The sequence below is a fragment of the Spirosoma terrae genome, from assembly GCF_010435915.1.
Taxonomy (GTDB): Bacteria; Bacteroidota; Bacteroidia; order Cytophagales; family Spirosomataceae; genus Spirosoma; species Spirosoma terrae.
Genome location: NZ_JAAFZH010000005.1, coordinates 288,158 through 304,457 on the forward strand (window position 1 = coordinate 288,158; position 16,300 = coordinate 304,457).

A 16,300-nucleotide genomic window follows, 5' to 3' on the forward strand; every position below is an offset into this window, starting at 1 on the left:
ATACAAAAAACAAGTTTTGGTGAATGTAGTCTTAGCTCAAACGTTCACGACCCATAGCCTGAAAAGAATGCACGATCAGTATGGACGGTTCTACTATGGGCGATAGGCCAGATGCCGGCCCTCCAACCAGTAAATGATAGTCTCTATGAACTGGGGGCGAATTAGTCTTTAAGAAGTTAATCTGCTTTAGGCCTATCAACAGCCGTTTACGCTGGCAGATCTACCCAATACGCCTGGAAATGTCCGGCAGCTCAATTGTTACCATATCCCTTATTTTTCAGCGCTATTTTTCGGGAAATGTATTTCTGGTATGATATCTGTAAAAGACGGGGTTGTTATAGGTTGGTTTTGGTTGCTAATGTGCCCGCTTGTTTGTGCCCAAACAGCGGTAAATGGGTCCGGCAATCTACAATCAGGAGGAAGAACGCGAACGTTTCGATTTCATCTGCCAACAAATCAGCCAAAAGACAACCTTCCCGTGCTCATTGCCTATCATGGTGATGGCGGTAGTGGGGCTAGCTTTCAGTCGTATGCTGGTTTCGACGCAATGGCAGACGCTCAACAGTTTATAGTGGTCTATCCCGACGCCGTTACCGTTGGGGGTGGTATTCAGTTCAATAAATACGCTGATAACAAACCGGGATTTGGTTCTGCTGGTGATACCAATGGGCCTAATCCGGCCGACCCCAACGCGCCTGACGACATACTGTTTACATCGGATCTGATCGATTATTTATTTCAAAACTATCGTATCAATCGTAATCGGGTATACGTAACTGGGCATTCGGGCGGGGGATTTATGTGTTATTTTTTGAGTATGGCTCTGCCCAATAAAATAGCCGCTTTTGCGCCGGTTGCCGCCAATTTGTGGGGGAACAATAGCTTTCTGAATGGCTATTTCAATGCTGCCAATTACAAGCCGGTTCCTATGCTTCATATCCATAGCAAAGGCGATCCGACTGTTCAGAGTCCGATTGTGCCCTATCCCAAAACGCCCGCCTTTGTGTGGCCATTATCCAATTATGCGTATCTGAATTGCGGTAATGGAAGTACCTATTCGACGGCAGCTGTCAATCCGAATGTGGATTCGCTGACATTTTGTGGCTCGAACAAAAAGATTGTGATGATGATGACGAAGGATGCGTCGCATGGATGGAGTACGCTGTTTAACGTGCCGCAAACGATCTGGAATTTTGTCAAAACGTATCAGCTTACTACGTTTCCCGAAGTCGATAACCATCTGAAAATCGATCAGTTCGGGTATTTGCCGCTGGCGAAAAAAATAGCGGTGATCAGTAGTCCGCAAACGGGCTATAATTCGTCAGAAACATTCACGCCATCCACCTACTACCAGATTCGTAAATCGGGTAATAATGCGGTCGTGTTACGTGGGTCGCCGACCGCCTGGAACGGTGGCGCTACGCATGCGCAATCGGGCGACAAAGTATGGTGGTTCGATTTTTCGCAGCTTCAAACGGCGGGGAGTTACTACGTCTACGATTCGCTGCGAAACAAACGGTCGTATACGTTCGAGATCGGAAATGACGTCTACAAAAACGTAGTAAAGCAAACAGCCCGTGTGTTTTTTTATCAACGTAGCGGATTTGCCAAACAGACGCCTTATGCCGGAAGTCCCTGGACCGATGGAGCGGCTTTTCTGGGTCCGCAGCAGGATACTGATTGTCGGTTAGTTACGAATACCAACGCATCGACGTCTAAAAATTTGCGGGGAGGCTGGTTCGATGCGGGCGATTACAACAAATACGTACCGTTTACGTATGGCCCGCTGGTGGATATGATGCTGGCCTATGAGGATAATCCTGCCGTGTGGACTGACGATTTTTCCATTCCCGAATCTGGGAATGGAGTTCCTGATCTGCTCGACGAGGCAAAATGGGAGCTGGACTGGCTGCTACGTATGCAGCAGCCGAATGGCTCACTGTTACACAAGGTGTCGGTAACGGATTTCAGTGCTACGTCTCCGCCGAGTGCCGATGCGCACCCTCGTCGGTACGGCGCGGCCAGCACCGATGCTACATCGACCGGAGCCGCCGTGTTCGCCCTGGCTGCGATTCAGTTTAAGAAGCTAAGCAATCCGGCTTATCAACGATATACTGATACGTTGCAGATGGCTGCAATCAATGCGTTCAACTGGGCGAATGCCAATCCGAACGTAGTGTTTTCAAATACGGGTTTTCAGAGTGTCGATGCCACGATCGATGCCCACGGTCGGCTGGCGCGACGAGTAGCGGCTGCGGCCTTCCTCTACGTACTGACGGGAAATGCTACGTATCGAACCTTTTTTGACGCAAACTACACCCAGATTCACCTGATGCAGTGGAGCTATGCTTATCCGTTTGAATCGACCTATCAGGACGCTCTGCTTTACTACGCCCGGTCGTCGGGGGCAACCGCCAGTGTGAAAAACGCCATCCTGACTACGTATTCGAATAGCCTTAAAACAAACAATGCCGAAAACCTGCCCGCCTATCTGAATAAAACAGACGCCTATCGGGCTTTTCTGGACGATCGGAACTACACCTGGGGCAGTAACGAGACCAAAGCCCATCAGGGAACTATGTTCTTTGTTATGAATAACTACAACCTGGACAACGCAAACAAGACTAACTATCAGGATGCAGGCATGGGGTTTGTTCATTACCTCCACGGCGTTAATCCTACAGCCTATTGTTATCTTACCAATATGACTCGCTTTGGAGGTGAGTTTTCGGTGCCGACCATGTATCACAGCTGGTTTGGGGATGGTACTGTTTTTGATGTCAATCCTCCGCCTGCTTTTCTGATGGGCGGAGCTAACCCAACGTACATACCTGATCCTGCCTATACGGGTCCCGTAATTTCGCCCCCGCAGAACCAGCCCGTACAGAAATCCTACAAAGCCTGGAATACATCGTATCCAGAAAACTCCTGGCAGTTGAATGAACCTGCCATTTATTCGCAGGCTGCGTATCTGCGCTTGCTGGCCCAATCGATGTGTTACACGGATGTCGTTACCAGCGTGAAGTCGGGCAATTGGACCGATCCGCTGACGTGGGCCTGTGGGCGTGTGCCTACTCTGACGGATAACGTAATTATTCAATCGGGTAACGTAGTGTCTGTGGCTGGAACCGTGCAGGCCAGGAGCGTTACGTTACGGGGGACTATTTCGTATGTGAGTACAGGAAAAGTACAGCTAGGGTTGTAGCTGTAGCCTGGACGTCTACGTCTGGGTAAAGACATTAGTTTTTACACCCAGACGTGGACGCTAGAACGCTAGCCTGGCCGGGCTACTTTATTTCGGCCAGTTTTGCAATGGTTCGATTTTCGGGATGGCCTTCGTGGCTGACTTTTCCGGAATGAGCAGTACGGTGAGCGCCGTTTTGGTGTTGGCCGGCAGCTTTACCTCGAATCCCGTCAGCGTGGTGCCCGGATTGGGGGCGTCGTAATCGTGGGTCGGCTCAGTCGACCAGGTTTTCAGCGTTACGTTGGCGGGCTCCTGAACCTGAAGCAGTAAGCTCTTCCCATCTTTAGTCAGCTGAATTTTGTTGTCGCCAATGATTTTGACATCGGCAGGAGTGAGCAGCGTCCAGCGGACCGTCGTTTCGTTGGGAGGTGTTTCCAGCTCATCCCGAACCACTACGTAAGCCTTATCGACAATAGCAATGCCGCGATTCGCTTTGGCAAGCGATCCTTTATAGACCTCGATCAGATCGGTTGTTGCGTTCATAAACGAAGGATTGGTCGACGAGCTGGTAATAGACGCTTTGCCTTCCACGCGCTGTAACTGATCGTTAATGGTCAGCGTGTTGTGAACGAAATTGTTGTACCGAAATACCTGCCATCTTTGAGAGCCCTGTTTACCGTTCCAGAGATCTACTTTTTTCGATTCCAGTGATTCGTAGTCCTGCATCCCGAAATCCATTCCCCAGCGGACACCGTCGGCTTCCATCACAAACGAACCGATGTCCATATGCGCGTGGCTGGTGGATGCTGTTCCGCCTTTCATGGCTACATAGATGGCGCTGGAGTCTGACCAGGAGGTACGCATAAGGGCTACCGGCGTCTTTCCCATACCGACCCACATGGTTGCTTTGGGTGCTTTGATGGATGAAATACCAACGCCATTGCTCCAGAGAAGCGTAGCGGGCAGAAGCCGATTTCTGATGTGTCGTCTCGCTCCCTCAGTCATTAACCGACTCCGTTCTACCCATAATAGCGACGGGTCTTTCCGTTTCTGAGCAAACCAGAACATAGCAGGTTGCAGATCACCACTTAGTCCCGAATCAGAGAAGTTAAAGGCATTGCCGGATGGACCGGTCATGTTTTCCATGAAATCGGCGGTTTGCATAAAACCCGGCTTCGACGATAAGCCAAAATCGGTTTTGAAGGCCTTTTCAACGGCGCTTAAAAACATGACATTAAAGCTTGTGCCGTAGCCCCAGTAGCCATACCCTTCCGGGTAAGCCCCGTTTGGATTGTATTCGGTCATGGGTAGGACAATGGTATCGATAGCGCGGTTGATGATTTGTTTAGCGAGTTCCGGCTGATCTTCGTAGATCGCCATAGCGCCATAGGTCATGCCAGCATTGCAAACCTGATTCCAGTTGTTGGTGATCCGCAGCCAGTTATTATATTTTGTGTCTAACGACGGCTCCAACCCTTTTTTCAGAATAGCCTCTTTGATGGTACTACGGGATTGAGCCGATAAATCGTTGTAGAGCCAGTCGTACCCGATTGCTACGGCCATGGTCATTTCCGCTACGTCCAGAAAATGGCTTGGATTCCAGTCGCTGAACGCCGAAATAGCCAGTAGTTCCTGTTCGGCGCGTTGCCGGTACTTATCCTGACGCGTTGTACGCCAGCCATACGACAGAAAAAATACACGACGTAGCGCTTCGCGGGATGTTGCGAGCAGGCGTCGGCCAACCTGAATACGCTCAAGGGATGGTTTAGCCAGCAGTGCGTCGCATTCTCCCAGAATACCCTGATTCAGTTTGTCCCAGGTTTTGTCGTTGCTGACGGTACGTTTAATGGTTGTTTCTTCGCCCTTTAGCAACAACAGCCGAGGGTGATCGGGAAGTTTGGCCGCCGAAGCCAGGTGGTCGACCTGAGCAAGTAGGGAAGATGTAGTAACCGTAAATAGAAAAGCCAGGCAAATGGAAAGACGGACTAATGGAACCATGAGCAGAAGGGAGAGAAAGACTACTTAATCGCCTGAATAAGCATGCCGATTCAGCTCTTTACTCATAATTCTATCTGACGAAGGTTATTTGGCGAGTTTCATGCGGTATAAGCGAAAGGGGTATTCAACCTTGTCGTCGCCGTCATTGTATCGTTTGGTCCGCTGAATTTGAGCCGCTGTCAGATAAAGATAGCCATCGGTGCCGATGCCGAAACTGTCGGGCCATAGGAATCGATTGTCGCGCACGAGTGTTTCGAGTTTACCGCTGGGGGTGACGTATCGGATCGCTTTATTTGGCGAATCGGTCAGGTATATATCCCCTTTTTTATCGGCAATCATTCCGTGGGATACGCCCGTTTCGGCCACTGTTTCGACGTGTGAGGAAACTTGTTCGGTCGACAACGATGGATTGAGCAAATACTTTGTTTCGATTCGGAAAAGCTTTGTCTGCGTAATCGGACGGAAGTAAAAGTACCTGAAATCGGTGGTGAGCGCAACGCCGTTGACGTTGCTGCTAAAGGGAACACCTTTCGTGTCGCGAACTTCTTTGCCGTCGATCGTAAGAACAAAAGTAGGATCTGCTTTGGTCGATTTATCTCCTTCGAGCACAGCCCGGCTTTTGCCGGTTTTTAAATCCAGCACGATAATGGCAGCCCGTTTCGGATCGGACAGATAGGCGATCTGCCGGGTTGGATCGACCTGTACATCGTTCAGGGCCGTTCGATCGCGGGGGAGATCGTCGAACCGGTAAATGCGGTCAACCCTATTGGTGGCCAGATTTATTTTCAGGAGCTTGATGCCCGTCGGGAAGGCGGGCATGCCAGATGGATTGGCCGGATCGAGTACCCAGAGTGTATTGGTCTGATCGACAAACAACGCCTGTACATTAACAAACCGGTTCTGTGGGTTCAGAGAATCCCATTGGTTCCATTCCGCGTTCGGGTAGGGCCGTCGCTGGCCGTTCACAATTTCCGCCAGACCGTAGTCGTAATGCTCCGGATTTTTAGGGAACGTAACGAAAACGCGATTCTCCTTCGATACACCCAGCCCAATAGGTTGATGTTTACCAAAATCGGCGACAGTTTCTACGACTGGCGACTGCTCCGGGGCCGACTTCGGTGATTGAGCACTGACCATAAGGCTTAGCAGGAGTGCCGGGAACAGGATAAAGAAACGTTTCATACGACTATATACTGACACAATGTTATCGTGTAACTGACTGATTCGCTTGTAGCCGACAGCATCCTGCCGCATCGGCTACAAGCGAATCAATACATGTAACGACTGAACGGGCGTATGGTTTCTTCGAAATGGGTAAAACGTTAGGGTTCCATTGGCTCCGTCATGTCGGAATTACGAACCAGAATGACGTATTGAAAGTAGTCGGTAGTTGGGTGAGCCGGATCAAACTGCATTTGTTGGGTTTTAGGCATGTAAGGCGCGTATTTGATACGTATCGGTGTCTTACGGGCGAAAGAACCGGGCCGGTCAAGCGCAAACAGCGTAAGAGAATTGGGGCGGGTAGCCGCCCGCATAGCGTCGATCCCTTCGGTATGCATCAGTTCACTGTCCTGATTGAATTTGTCCAGCCGGGTGTAGGTTTTGCCTTTATCCTGCCAGAACGGGGGCAGATAAGCCGTGGGAACCATCGAATAGGAATCCAGATAGGAGAAGGTGATGGACACGACCTTGTCATGCAGGTATAAATCAGATTCTTTGACCAGACAGGCAAATGGTTTGGCGCTCTGAAGGGGCGGATTCTGTAAGACGTGGAAATAGCCCCAGAATCCGTATAGCTTTTCGTTGTTCAGGTCTGGAAGAATGGTTTTAAAATTGGTGAAGATCGTTTTCTCCCGACTTTTGATTGTTTTCAGATAGCCGATGTTGGTTAGCAGATGGTGAAGTGTTTTGGCATCCTGGCCAAAGACTTTCTGATACGTGGCTCGATTCACTTCCCAATCGGCCAGCCAGGCCAGCGCAGGCTCGGTTACAAGACTATCGGCCATTGGTCGGCCTAGTCTCTGCATCAGCGAATCGGCGAGCGGCTGACTGGCTTTAGGCAATTTTTTGCCCTGAATGAGCTGCGTTAGATGCTCGGCTACCAGTTTGTTGTCGTGGATGCGGTCGATACCTACAAACTGAATCTGACGGTTGGCCGGTAAAGTTTGATTTAACGCCCGAATTCGCTGAATCTTTCTGAAAAAATCGTTATTGGCCCACTGCGCTTTATTTTCAACCCAGCTTCGAAATACCTTACGTAACGTAGCGTCATCGCTGGTTTTCAGATACTGGTTCATGTAATACGCTTTGGTGGCATCAACTTCGGCGATGTAGTACCGAACCCCAGCTTTTTGGTTCAGGTGTTTCAGTAACTCGAAATCGACTTCCTGCGGTTTTTGAACCCCGTGAGATTCGCCCAACAGGAAGAGCTGATTTTGGTAAAACGATTCGTCAAACAGCTTAAAATTATCGGCGCTTCCCGCGAGAATTTCTTCTTTAGGAACCTCTCTGTAGCTGATGCTATCAGATTGAGCCCAGCCTGATAAGGCTGATAAAACGATCAGAGAAAGAACGTAAAAAGAAACCCGACTGCGTAGTGATAACTGGAAGAATTGCATGACCTGAACTGGTTTTGTGAATTGGCTGAATGACACAAAACTGGGGCGCTTTTATGGAGCATGCAAAGCGCTGGGATGTACTGCTCAGCGCTGGGATAAATAGGCCTTTTTGGGGCTGTGAGGGATGACTTGGGATGAATGGGAAGCCGGTTTAAATGGTGTTGAGGTGGTTTTATACTGGCTGGGCCACTTTTTCCAGTCGTTCATCGAACGTTTCCAGGTAGCTGCGGGAAACGGGAATTTTAGACGTAACGCCGGTAAGCGTCAGCTGATAGCCACGGGCATTCCCTTCGGTCTGACTGATGGCCTGCAGATTCACCAGAAAAGCCCGATGGCATCGGAAAAATTGTGGATGGTGGGACAGTGAATCGGCGATTTCTTTTAACGTACTACGTAGCACCGTTTTCTGAAGTTGATCGGCATTTCGCCAGTGAATATCGACGTAGTTTCCGACGGATTCGACGTAGATCAACTGATCGGGCTGTAGACTTAAACGGTCTTTGCCGTTTTCAGCTATGAACAGAATCGGGGATGGCTGGGTTAAACGTTCCGGCGTTGGATCGACCGATTGATACAAGGTTTTGGTAGACGGCTCAGATCGGTGGCTGACAATAGTGTTCAACGCCTGGGCGTGGGCGAGGTTCCGTTTCAGCCGACGCTGCTCGGTCAGGAAAACACCAAGCATAATCGGGAAAAAGCCAATGAGCGTAACGTACAGATACATATCCCCGAACGTAGGGCCTTTCAGGTTAAGCAGTTTCAGAATAAGCTCGTTGCTACAACTAATCAAAAAAAGGACCCAGAGAACATGAAGAATATGACGACCAACCGTCCAGCGATCTTCATCGTAAATACTAGGCAATAGTCTGGGTATAAAGACATTGGCGATCAATACGGTGACTACTACGCCCATAGACAGAAATGTCATTGCTCCCACCATAGGCAGTTGGCCAAAGCCGCCATTGAGTAGTGTTACAAAGACAAAAACATACAAACCGGCCTGTAAACTTTGCCTGAAGTGGTTGCTGAAACTAAATTCTTCGGCAATAGGTCGGTTCAGAAAGGAACGTAACGGTTGGAGCATAACAACAAAAATAACAAGACCACCACGGTTTCAAAAATTGTACGGTCTGATCGCTAAGTACGTATCTTTGCGGTATGCTAGTAGAACATAAACAACAGAATATAACCTCATTGGAAACCAGTCCGACAGCTTTACCCGTTATGGAAGCCTTTTATACGCTTCAGGGCGAAGGGGCGCATACTGGTCGGGCCGCCTATTTCATTCGCCTGGGTGGCTGCGATGTTGGTTGCCACTGGTGCGACGTAAAGGAATCGTGGGATGCCGATGCGCACCCAAAGCTGACGATTGATACGATCGTAGAAGGAGCACTGCAATTTCCTGGCCGGATGGCGGTTATTACGGGTGGTGAACCTCTGATGCACGATCTTACTACGTTGACAGCGACGTTGCAGGATGCTGGTTTTAAAACGAATATCGAAACGTCGGGCGTATGCCAGCACGTAACGGGTTCGTGGGACTGGATTTGTTTTTCGCCCAAGAAATTTAAAAAGCCCAATCCCGCTATTTTTGAGATGGCTAATGAGCTGAAAGTCATCATTTATAATCAGTCCGATTTTGCGTTTGCGGAGTCTTTCGTGCCACATCTGCGACCCGACTGTAAACTCTTTTTGCAAACAGAGTGGAGTAAATCCAATGAAATGCTGCCTCGCATCGTTGATTACGTTAAAAATCACCCGCAATGGCAAATCTCGTTGCAGACACACAAGTACATGGATATTCCGTAGCGTGGCCTGAGAGTTGGGGCCTGGGACGTAGCGTTAGCCATCGATTTCTACTCGCCCTGGTTTTCCTGATGTTTACGCTGTGCGTCAATTCGTATGCACAAAGCAACAAAGCGCGGGAGTTATATAATCAGTCGATTAAATTGTTTGGCGAGCGGAAAGCCAGCGAGGCTATTCCCTTTATGGAGCAGGCGATCAAGCAGGATCCAAACTTCATGGATGCTTACCTGAAACTCGGCCAGCTGTATGAGTTTACCCGTCAATTTGAGCCCGCCATTTCGGCCTACCGAAATGCAGTACGTCTACAACCCGACAGTCCGGCGTCGGGGGCTGCCTATCAGTCGTTGAGTGCTACGTTGCTCAGGCTGGGACGCTACGCGGAGGCTCTGCCGTATCTGGAAAAGTTTCAGTCGATGTTTCCCACGGGGTCGGTGCAGGCGAAACGAATTGAACGTCAGCTCCAATCGGTCCGATTTGCGCAGGAAGCGGTCCAACACCCGCAGTCGGTTGATCCGAAGCCAGTGTCATCGGTGCTACAAACGACTCCTTCGCAGTATTTCCCGGTTCTGACGGCGGATGAGCAAACACTTGTTTTTACAGCACTTAAGCCCGAAGGCGATGAAGATTTGATGACCTCTACCTTCAATGGGGAAACCTGGTCTCCGCCCGTATCACTGGCTTCCAGTATCAACACCCCCGATAATGAAGGAACCGCCAGCCTCTCTGCCGACGGACGAATGCTTGTTTTTACGGCCTGTCAGGGACGCAAAGGATTTGGCAGTTGTGACCTGTATATAAGCCGCAAGACTGGTACTGACTGGTCGGCACCCGAAAATCTGGGACCGAACGTAAATACCCGCTATTACGAATCGCAGCCGTCCTTATCGGCCGATGGGCGAAAGTTATATTTTGTTTCGGATCGCCCAGGAGGCAAAGGCCGACGCGATATATGGCGTAGTGATCTGGATTCGGAAGGCAACTGGCGGGAGCCTGTCAATATTGGAGAACCCATCAACACCGCTTTTAATGAAGCCTCGCCATTCATTCATGCAAACGGACAAAGCTTGTTTTTTGCGTCGGAAGGCCATGTTGGCTTAGGTGGATACGATTTGTTCGTTTCGGATAGCTCTGGTACGGGCTGGTCAAACCCCACTAATCTCGGTTATCCGATCAATACGTCCGAAGATCAGGCTTCCTTGTTTGTAGCGGCTAATGGCAAGCGGGCTTATTATTCATTTGAAGAGCAGAAAGACGGTGTCTCGCAGAAGTCGAGGCTGTATACCTTCGACCTGCCAGAATCATTGCGGGAGCGGGTCAAGCCGGTTAGCTACCTGAAAGGAATTGTGGCCGATGCCAAAACGAAGAAACCACTGGCGGCTACCGTCGAGTTGGTTGATCTTAAGTCGAATCAGGTCGTTTCGCGCGTGCAGGCCGACACCGAAACCGGGCAATACACAGCCGTGTTACCCAGTGGTGGCGAATATGCGCTGTACGTAAGCGTTCCCGGCTATCTCTTCAAAAGTCTGTCGTTTGATTTTACACAACGAACGAAGGGCGAAGGAATGTCGCTGAGTGTGCCGCTTGAGCCAGCCATAGCAGGAGAAACAGCCCGAGAAACGCTGAATAATTTATTCTTTGAATCCGGGCGGTATGATCTGGCCGATAAGTCGCGTACTGAACTTGATCGGCTGGCCGCGTTCATGAAGGCGAGTCCAGCGGTAAAAATTGAAATTTCAGGCCATACCGATGATAAAGGCGACGCAGCGGCCAATCTGACGCTTTCGCAAAAACGAGCCCAGGCGGTTGTCAGCTACCTGACGCAGGCAGGTATTGAGGCCGACCGAATTCGGGCCGTAGGTTATGGGAAAACCAAACCCGTCGTCCCCAATACAAGCGATGAGAACCGACGTTTAAACCGCCGAATCGAGTGGAAAATATTATAGCAAATTGGATATATGGTGTACAGAGTAGGACGTATTGTATAGTACATGAAGCGTCCGCCATCCATCGTCCCGCAACTTTGCTTTCCTGCGGGATTTTTTTCAATTTTGTATATGTTGTCTGAATGCCTTCCTTTATTAGGGAACGGTATTTTGTTAATAAGACGACAACTTAGTGCAATCACATGACTTCCGAACACGTTAAGTGCCTGATCATAGGCTCCGGTCCTGCCGGATATACAGCAGCTATATACGCATCACGGGCTAATATGAATCCTGTACTTTATCAGGGTCCTCAGCCTGGTGGTCAGTTAACCATCACCAATGATGTAGAAAATTTCCCCGGTTATCCAGCAGGTGTGCAGGGGCCGATCATGATGCAGGATTTGGAAAATCAGGCTCGTCGGTTCGGTACTGATATTCGTTACGGTATGGTGACTCGTGTCGATTTTTCGTCGCATCCTCACCGGGCTATTGTTGACGATAAACATGAAATCACGGCCGACTCGGTGATTATTTCGACGGGTGCTTCGGCAAAATGGCTGGGTTTGCCCTCTGAAATGCGACTGAATGGCCGTGGCGTTTCGGCCTGTGCCGTTTGTGACGGATTTTTCTTCCGTGGGCAGGATGTTGCTATTGTTGGCGCTGGAGATACTGCCGCAGAGGAAGCCAGTTACCTGGCTAATCTGTGCCGTAAAGTGTATATGCTCGTTCGTCGCGATGAGATGCGGGCGTCAAAAGTGATGCAACAACGGGTGAAAAGCGCACCGAATATCGAAATACTATACAATACTGAAACCCAGGAAGTACTCGGCGATGAAGAAGTGTCGGGCCTTCTGGTAAAAAATACCGTAACGGGCGAAGAACGCGTTTTAGATGTGACCGGCTTCTTTGTAGCTATTGGTCACAAACCAAACACTGACATTTTTAAGGATTACCTCGATATGGATGAGAGTGGATACATTCTTACCGAAAAGGGTAGTACCAGAACCAATATTCCCGGTGTCTTTGCCTGTGGAGATGCCCAGGATAACATCTATCGTCAGGCCATAACCGCAGCTGGTACTGGCTGTATGGCGGCTCTTGACGCTGAACGTTATCTGGTTACCGTTGAAATGCAGGAACAACAACTAGTTCATTAACAACTTATTAGTTTTTGGTTTATCGTTTATGGTTTATAGTGCGCGAAGCGGTCTTGCGTCAGCCCACTATAAACCATAAACGATAAACCAAAAACCCATCCTTACTTGCTGATGAGAAAAAAGGCTGTTCGATGGCTCCTGGCCATCAGTTGCCTGTGTTTGACCGTAGCAGCACAGGCTCAGGAACGGGGTCGATTTAAGAAAAACCTCAAGATTACGCCCAAAAACCAATATACCCCGAATGCTCCCGTCGTTGAACAGCCTCAAAAAGCGGACGACCCATTCGATCAGGAAACTACCCAACTGCGTTTTAATAACCAGTTTGAACCTAAAAAAGAACTTAACAAGGTGGCTAGTGAAGATACTAGCACCATCGATCAGGGCGAACCTAGTGTTGTCGAAATCATTGATTCCGTTCTGGTTGGTGAAGAGTGGGTTAAAGTAGCCGATTATTACGCTATATGGGATTCCCGAACGATTGATCCCTATAACATCAATCCACTGGAATTTAATGAAGCCATTGATATCAAGCTTTACGATCCACCAGCAAACCGTTATTGGTCGGCCCCGCTTAACGAAGGAAAGCTGACATCTAATTTTGGATTTCGCTGGGGGCGCTGGCATACGGGAGCTGACCTCGATCTGGAAACCGGGGACCCCGTCTATTCCGCTTTTGACGGCATTGTGCGCGTAGTAGGCTGGAATGGTGGCGGGTACGGTCGTTTTGTACTGGTACGTCATTACAACGGTCTGGAAACGCTGTATGGGCACATGTCCAAACAAACTGTCGAGAATGGTCAACTGGTTAAAGCGGGTGATCAGCTTGGACTGGGCGGTAGCACAGGACGTAGTTCTGGCCCACACCTGCATTTCGAAACCCGTTATGAAGGAAATCCATTTACCCCTCTTACCATTTATTCGTTTCCTGAAAATACCATTAATTCCGACCACTTCCTGCTGACGAGTGCTGTTTGGGATTATCTGCGGGGTGGTCGTTCTTCGTCGGAAGGTAGTTCAAGGCCCCGGCTGAAACGAACTGTCTTACACCGCGTTCGGTCGGGCGAAACACTGAGTTCGATTGCTAGTCGTTACGGTATGACCGTATCAGCACTGACACGCAAAAACCACCTTTCGTCACGCTCTCGTATTCGCCCTGGACAGAAACTACGAGTAAACTAAGTTTTTTTAGACAGGATTAACAAGATTGACAGGATGAACAGAGAAGACGAATAATCCTGTCAATCTTGTTAATCCTGTCTAAAAAGAGGAGAAACCTGAATGTAATCATTGATACGTAGTTCGCTCCAGGTTGGATTTCTGGAACGTAGTAAGGACGTATCCGTTTGAATAACCCATTCCTGTTCGGCCTCGTCAAAGTAAATCTGGCGAATCGGTTCCGATGGCGAAATCGCTTTAATCCTGGCTTGTGCTTTTGTCTGATCGCTCTGCACGCGACCCTGCGACAAACGAATAACCCTGTCTGCTAATACCGCTACGTCTGTATCGTAATGACTAACGAGTAGCGTCGTTGTTCCCCAATCCTGATGCAGTTTTAGCAGCAGTTGCCGAAGTTGATGACTGGCTTCGGAATCCAGTGCAGCAAATGGCTCATCGAGCAACAACATCGTTGGCCGTCGGACCAGCGCGCGAGCCAGGGCTACCCGCTGCCGCTGGCCGCCAGACAGGGCGACGGGTTTTTGATTGATAAAGGGTTCTAATCCAGTTTCTGCAATTAGCTGATCAACCAGCGTAGCGTTTTCGCGGGAAGCGGCAAACTGGATATTTCTCCGAACAGTCAGGTTAGGAAAGAGAGCGGCATCCTGAAATACGTAGCCAATCGATCGCTCCTGTGGAGATAAATTAATTCGTTTGTCGGTGTCGAGCCAAACCTCGCCATTGACTACCATTTTGCCCTGCTTTGGTTTTTCTAGTCCAGCCAGTAAACGAAGTAAGGTGGTTTTCCCGGAGCCGGATGGTCCGATTAGTGCCGTAAAGCTTCCTGATTCGAGGTCTGCCTGAATATGAAGGTCAGATAGGCCTTCAGCAAATAAACGCGGTAGGCTGATATCGAGCTGAATCATATCGTTACCCGTTTATTAATGCCGTACACCAGCAGTAAAATTAGAAAGGAGATACCCAGCAGAAGAACGGCATAAGTGTGGGCCGTATCAAAATTAAGGAGTTCGACTTCGTCATAAATGGCAATGGACGCCACCCGGGTTTGCCCCGGCAGGTTTCCCCCGATCATAAGAACCAGACCAAACTCACCGATGGTGTGTGCGAATGATAAAACAATACCAGTCAACAGGGCCGGTTTGCAATTAGGAAGCAGGACGTACCATAACGTTCTGATCGGCGATTGGCCGAGGGTATAAGCAGCCTCCCGCCATGAGGATGGCAGATTCTCCAGTCCCGCCTGTATGGGATGAACCATAAATGGCAGGCTATAGAGCAACGACGCTACGACCAGGCCAACAAAGGAAAATACCAACTGCACGTTGAAGGTGTCTAGTAGCCAGCCTCCCAGCCAGCTAGTGGGGCTAAAGGCAAGCAATAGATAAAAGCCAACCACCGACGGAGGAAGAACCAGCGGTAGACTAATGAATGTTTCAATCAATGGTTTGAGCCGAAACCGGCTAAGTGCCAGCCAACTGGCCAGTGGTACGCCAATAAACAATAAAATAAACGTAGTGATACCCGCCAGACGTAATGTAAGCCAGATCGGTCCCCAATCGATGGGCATAAGGAGTGTAGGGTTTATAGTTTATGGTTTTCAGTTTATAGTTTTCGCAGGCCTGCCCGAGCGGTGGATGAGGCAGGAGCGCTTCGCGCACCCTAATGCCAGACTACTAAAAACTATAAACTAGATTATGGTAATCGATAACCGTATTTCTGCAAAATGCGCCGGGCTGTTGAGCTGCGCAAAAATTGTACAAATTGCTGAGCCGCTTTGCTCTGGGTGGTTCGTTTTAGCACAACAACTCCCTGAGCAATGGGAGAGTAACTTCGGTTGGGAAGCTCGATCCAATGCCCACGATTGTTAAGTGTTGAATCCAATACGACCGATTTAGCCGTGAAGCCCATTTCGGCAGAACCGGAGAGGATATACTGATTGACCTGCGAAATACTTTCTCCATAGACGATTTTGCTACGTATGGCTTCCAGCATATTCGCCTTTTTTAATACGCTTTCTGCAGCCTCTCCATACGGTGCTTTGGTTGGATTGGCGATGGCAATGTGCCGGACAGCCGGATTTTGTAATACCTTGAGGTCATTGGCTAGCGGCCATTTCCCGGTTGTCCAGAGGACTAACGTACCGTAAGCGTAAATGGCTGGTGCCGATTGCGTCAAGCCCTCTTTATAAAGCGTTTCCGGATATGACATATCGGCAGATAAGAAAACATCGAAAGGGGCTCCCTGCTGAATTTGGGTGGTGAGTTTTCCGGATGAGCTGACAATGGACTCTACAGGGATCCCGGCCTTTTTTTGAAATTCTGTCCGTAGTTTTTCCATAACAAACTGCGCGTTAGCTGCCACCGCAATACGTAACGGCTGCGCTTGTAATAGGTAAAACGGCCAGAGTAAAAGGAACAGAAATAGTTTCTTCATCGA

General features: G+C 49.3%; 12 protein-coding genes. 5 read left to right on the forward strand and 7 right to left on the reverse strand.

What is annotated here, in order from left to right:
- Positions 1–358: 358 nt before the first annotated feature.
- On the forward strand, positions 359–3,205 hold the full coding sequence (locus GK108_RS14130; protein WP_246224911.1) for a glycoside hydrolase family 9 protein: 2,847 nt from the start codon (positions 359–361) through the stop codon (positions 3,203–3,205).
- 87 nt (positions 3,206–3,292) lie between these two features.
- Here the strand turns inward: GK108_RS14130 and GK108_RS14135 are convergent, their stop codons facing one another.
- From GK108_RS14135 to GK108_RS14150, 4 genes are all read right to left on the reverse strand, one after another.
- The gene (locus tag GK108_RS14135) at positions 3,293–5,182 is read right to left on the reverse strand and encodes a heparinase II/III domain-containing protein (protein WP_163949245.1); all 1,890 of its coding nucleotides are present in this window, start codon (positions 5,180–5,182) and stop codon (positions 3,293–3,295) included.
- Between the two features lie 84 nt (positions 5,183–5,266).
- Entirely contained in the window at positions 5,267–6,364 is a 1,098-nt protein-coding gene (locus tag GK108_RS14140; RefSeq protein WP_163949248.1) for an L-dopachrome tautomerase-related protein, read from the reverse strand.
- A 140-nt stretch (positions 6,365–6,504) separates the two neighbouring features.
- On the reverse strand, positions 6,505–7,800 hold the full coding sequence (locus GK108_RS14145; RefSeq protein ID WP_163949251.1) for a TraB/GumN family protein: 1,296 nt from the start codon (positions 7,798–7,800) through the stop codon (positions 6,505–6,507).
- A gap of 172 nt (positions 7,801–7,972) precedes the next feature.
- On the reverse strand, positions 7,973–8,884 hold the full coding sequence (locus GK108_RS14150; protein ID WP_163949254.1) for a LytR/AlgR family response regulator transcription factor: 912 nt from the start codon (positions 8,882–8,884) through the stop codon (positions 7,973–7,975).
- Positions 8,885–8,958: 74 nt separating this feature from the next.
- On the opposite strand from GK108_RS14150, the gene GK108_RS14155 reads away from it, so the two are divergent.
- The 4 genes from GK108_RS14155 (at position 8,959) to GK108_RS14170 (ending at position 13,867) form a co-directional block, all read left to right on the forward strand.
- Complete coding sequence (locus GK108_RS14155) at positions 8,959–9,609, forward strand: 7-carboxy-7-deazaguanine synthase QueE (RefSeq protein ID WP_394366278.1); 651 nt, start codon at positions 8,959–8,961, stop codon at positions 9,607–9,609.
- Positions 9,564–11,549, forward strand: a complete 1,986-nt coding sequence (locus GK108_RS14160) for an OmpA family protein (RefSeq protein ID WP_163949257.1) — start codon at positions 9,564–9,566, stop codon at positions 11,547–11,549. The genes GK108_RS14155 and GK108_RS14160 overlap by 46 nt, the downstream gene beginning before the upstream one ends.
- 182 nt (positions 11,550–11,731) lie before the next feature.
- The gene (gene trxB / locus GK108_RS14165; RefSeq protein ID WP_163949260.1) at positions 11,732–12,688 is read left to right on the forward strand and encodes a thioredoxin-disulfide reductase; all 957 of its coding nucleotides are present in this window, start codon (positions 11,732–11,734) and stop codon (positions 12,686–12,688) included.
- Positions 12,689–12,799: 111 nt separating this feature from the next.
- Positions 12,800–13,867, forward strand: coding sequence for a M23 family metallopeptidase (locus GK108_RS14170; protein WP_163949263.1), 1,068 nt, complete (start codon positions 12,800–12,802; stop codon positions 13,865–13,867).
- 68 nt (positions 13,868–13,935) lie between these two features.
- Here GK108_RS14170 and GK108_RS14175 read toward each other — a convergent pair whose 3' ends face one another.
- From GK108_RS14175 to modA, 3 genes are all read right to left on the reverse strand, one after another.
- Entirely contained in the window at positions 13,936–14,769 is an 834-nt protein-coding gene (locus tag GK108_RS14175) for an ATP-binding cassette domain-containing protein (RefSeq protein WP_163949266.1), read from the reverse strand.
- The gene (gene modB, locus GK108_RS14180) at positions 14,766–15,431 is read right to left on the reverse strand and encodes a molybdate ABC transporter permease subunit (RefSeq protein WP_163949271.1); all 666 of its coding nucleotides are present in this window, start codon (positions 15,429–15,431) and stop codon (positions 14,766–14,768) included. The genes GK108_RS14175 and modB overlap by 4 nt, the downstream gene beginning before the upstream one ends.
- A gap of 125 nt (positions 15,432–15,556) precedes the next feature.
- Positions 15,557–16,297, reverse strand: coding sequence for a molybdate ABC transporter substrate-binding protein (modA, locus tag GK108_RS14185; protein WP_163949275.1), 741 nt, complete (start codon positions 16,295–16,297; stop codon positions 15,557–15,559).
- Positions 16,298–16,300: the final 3 nt, after the last annotated feature.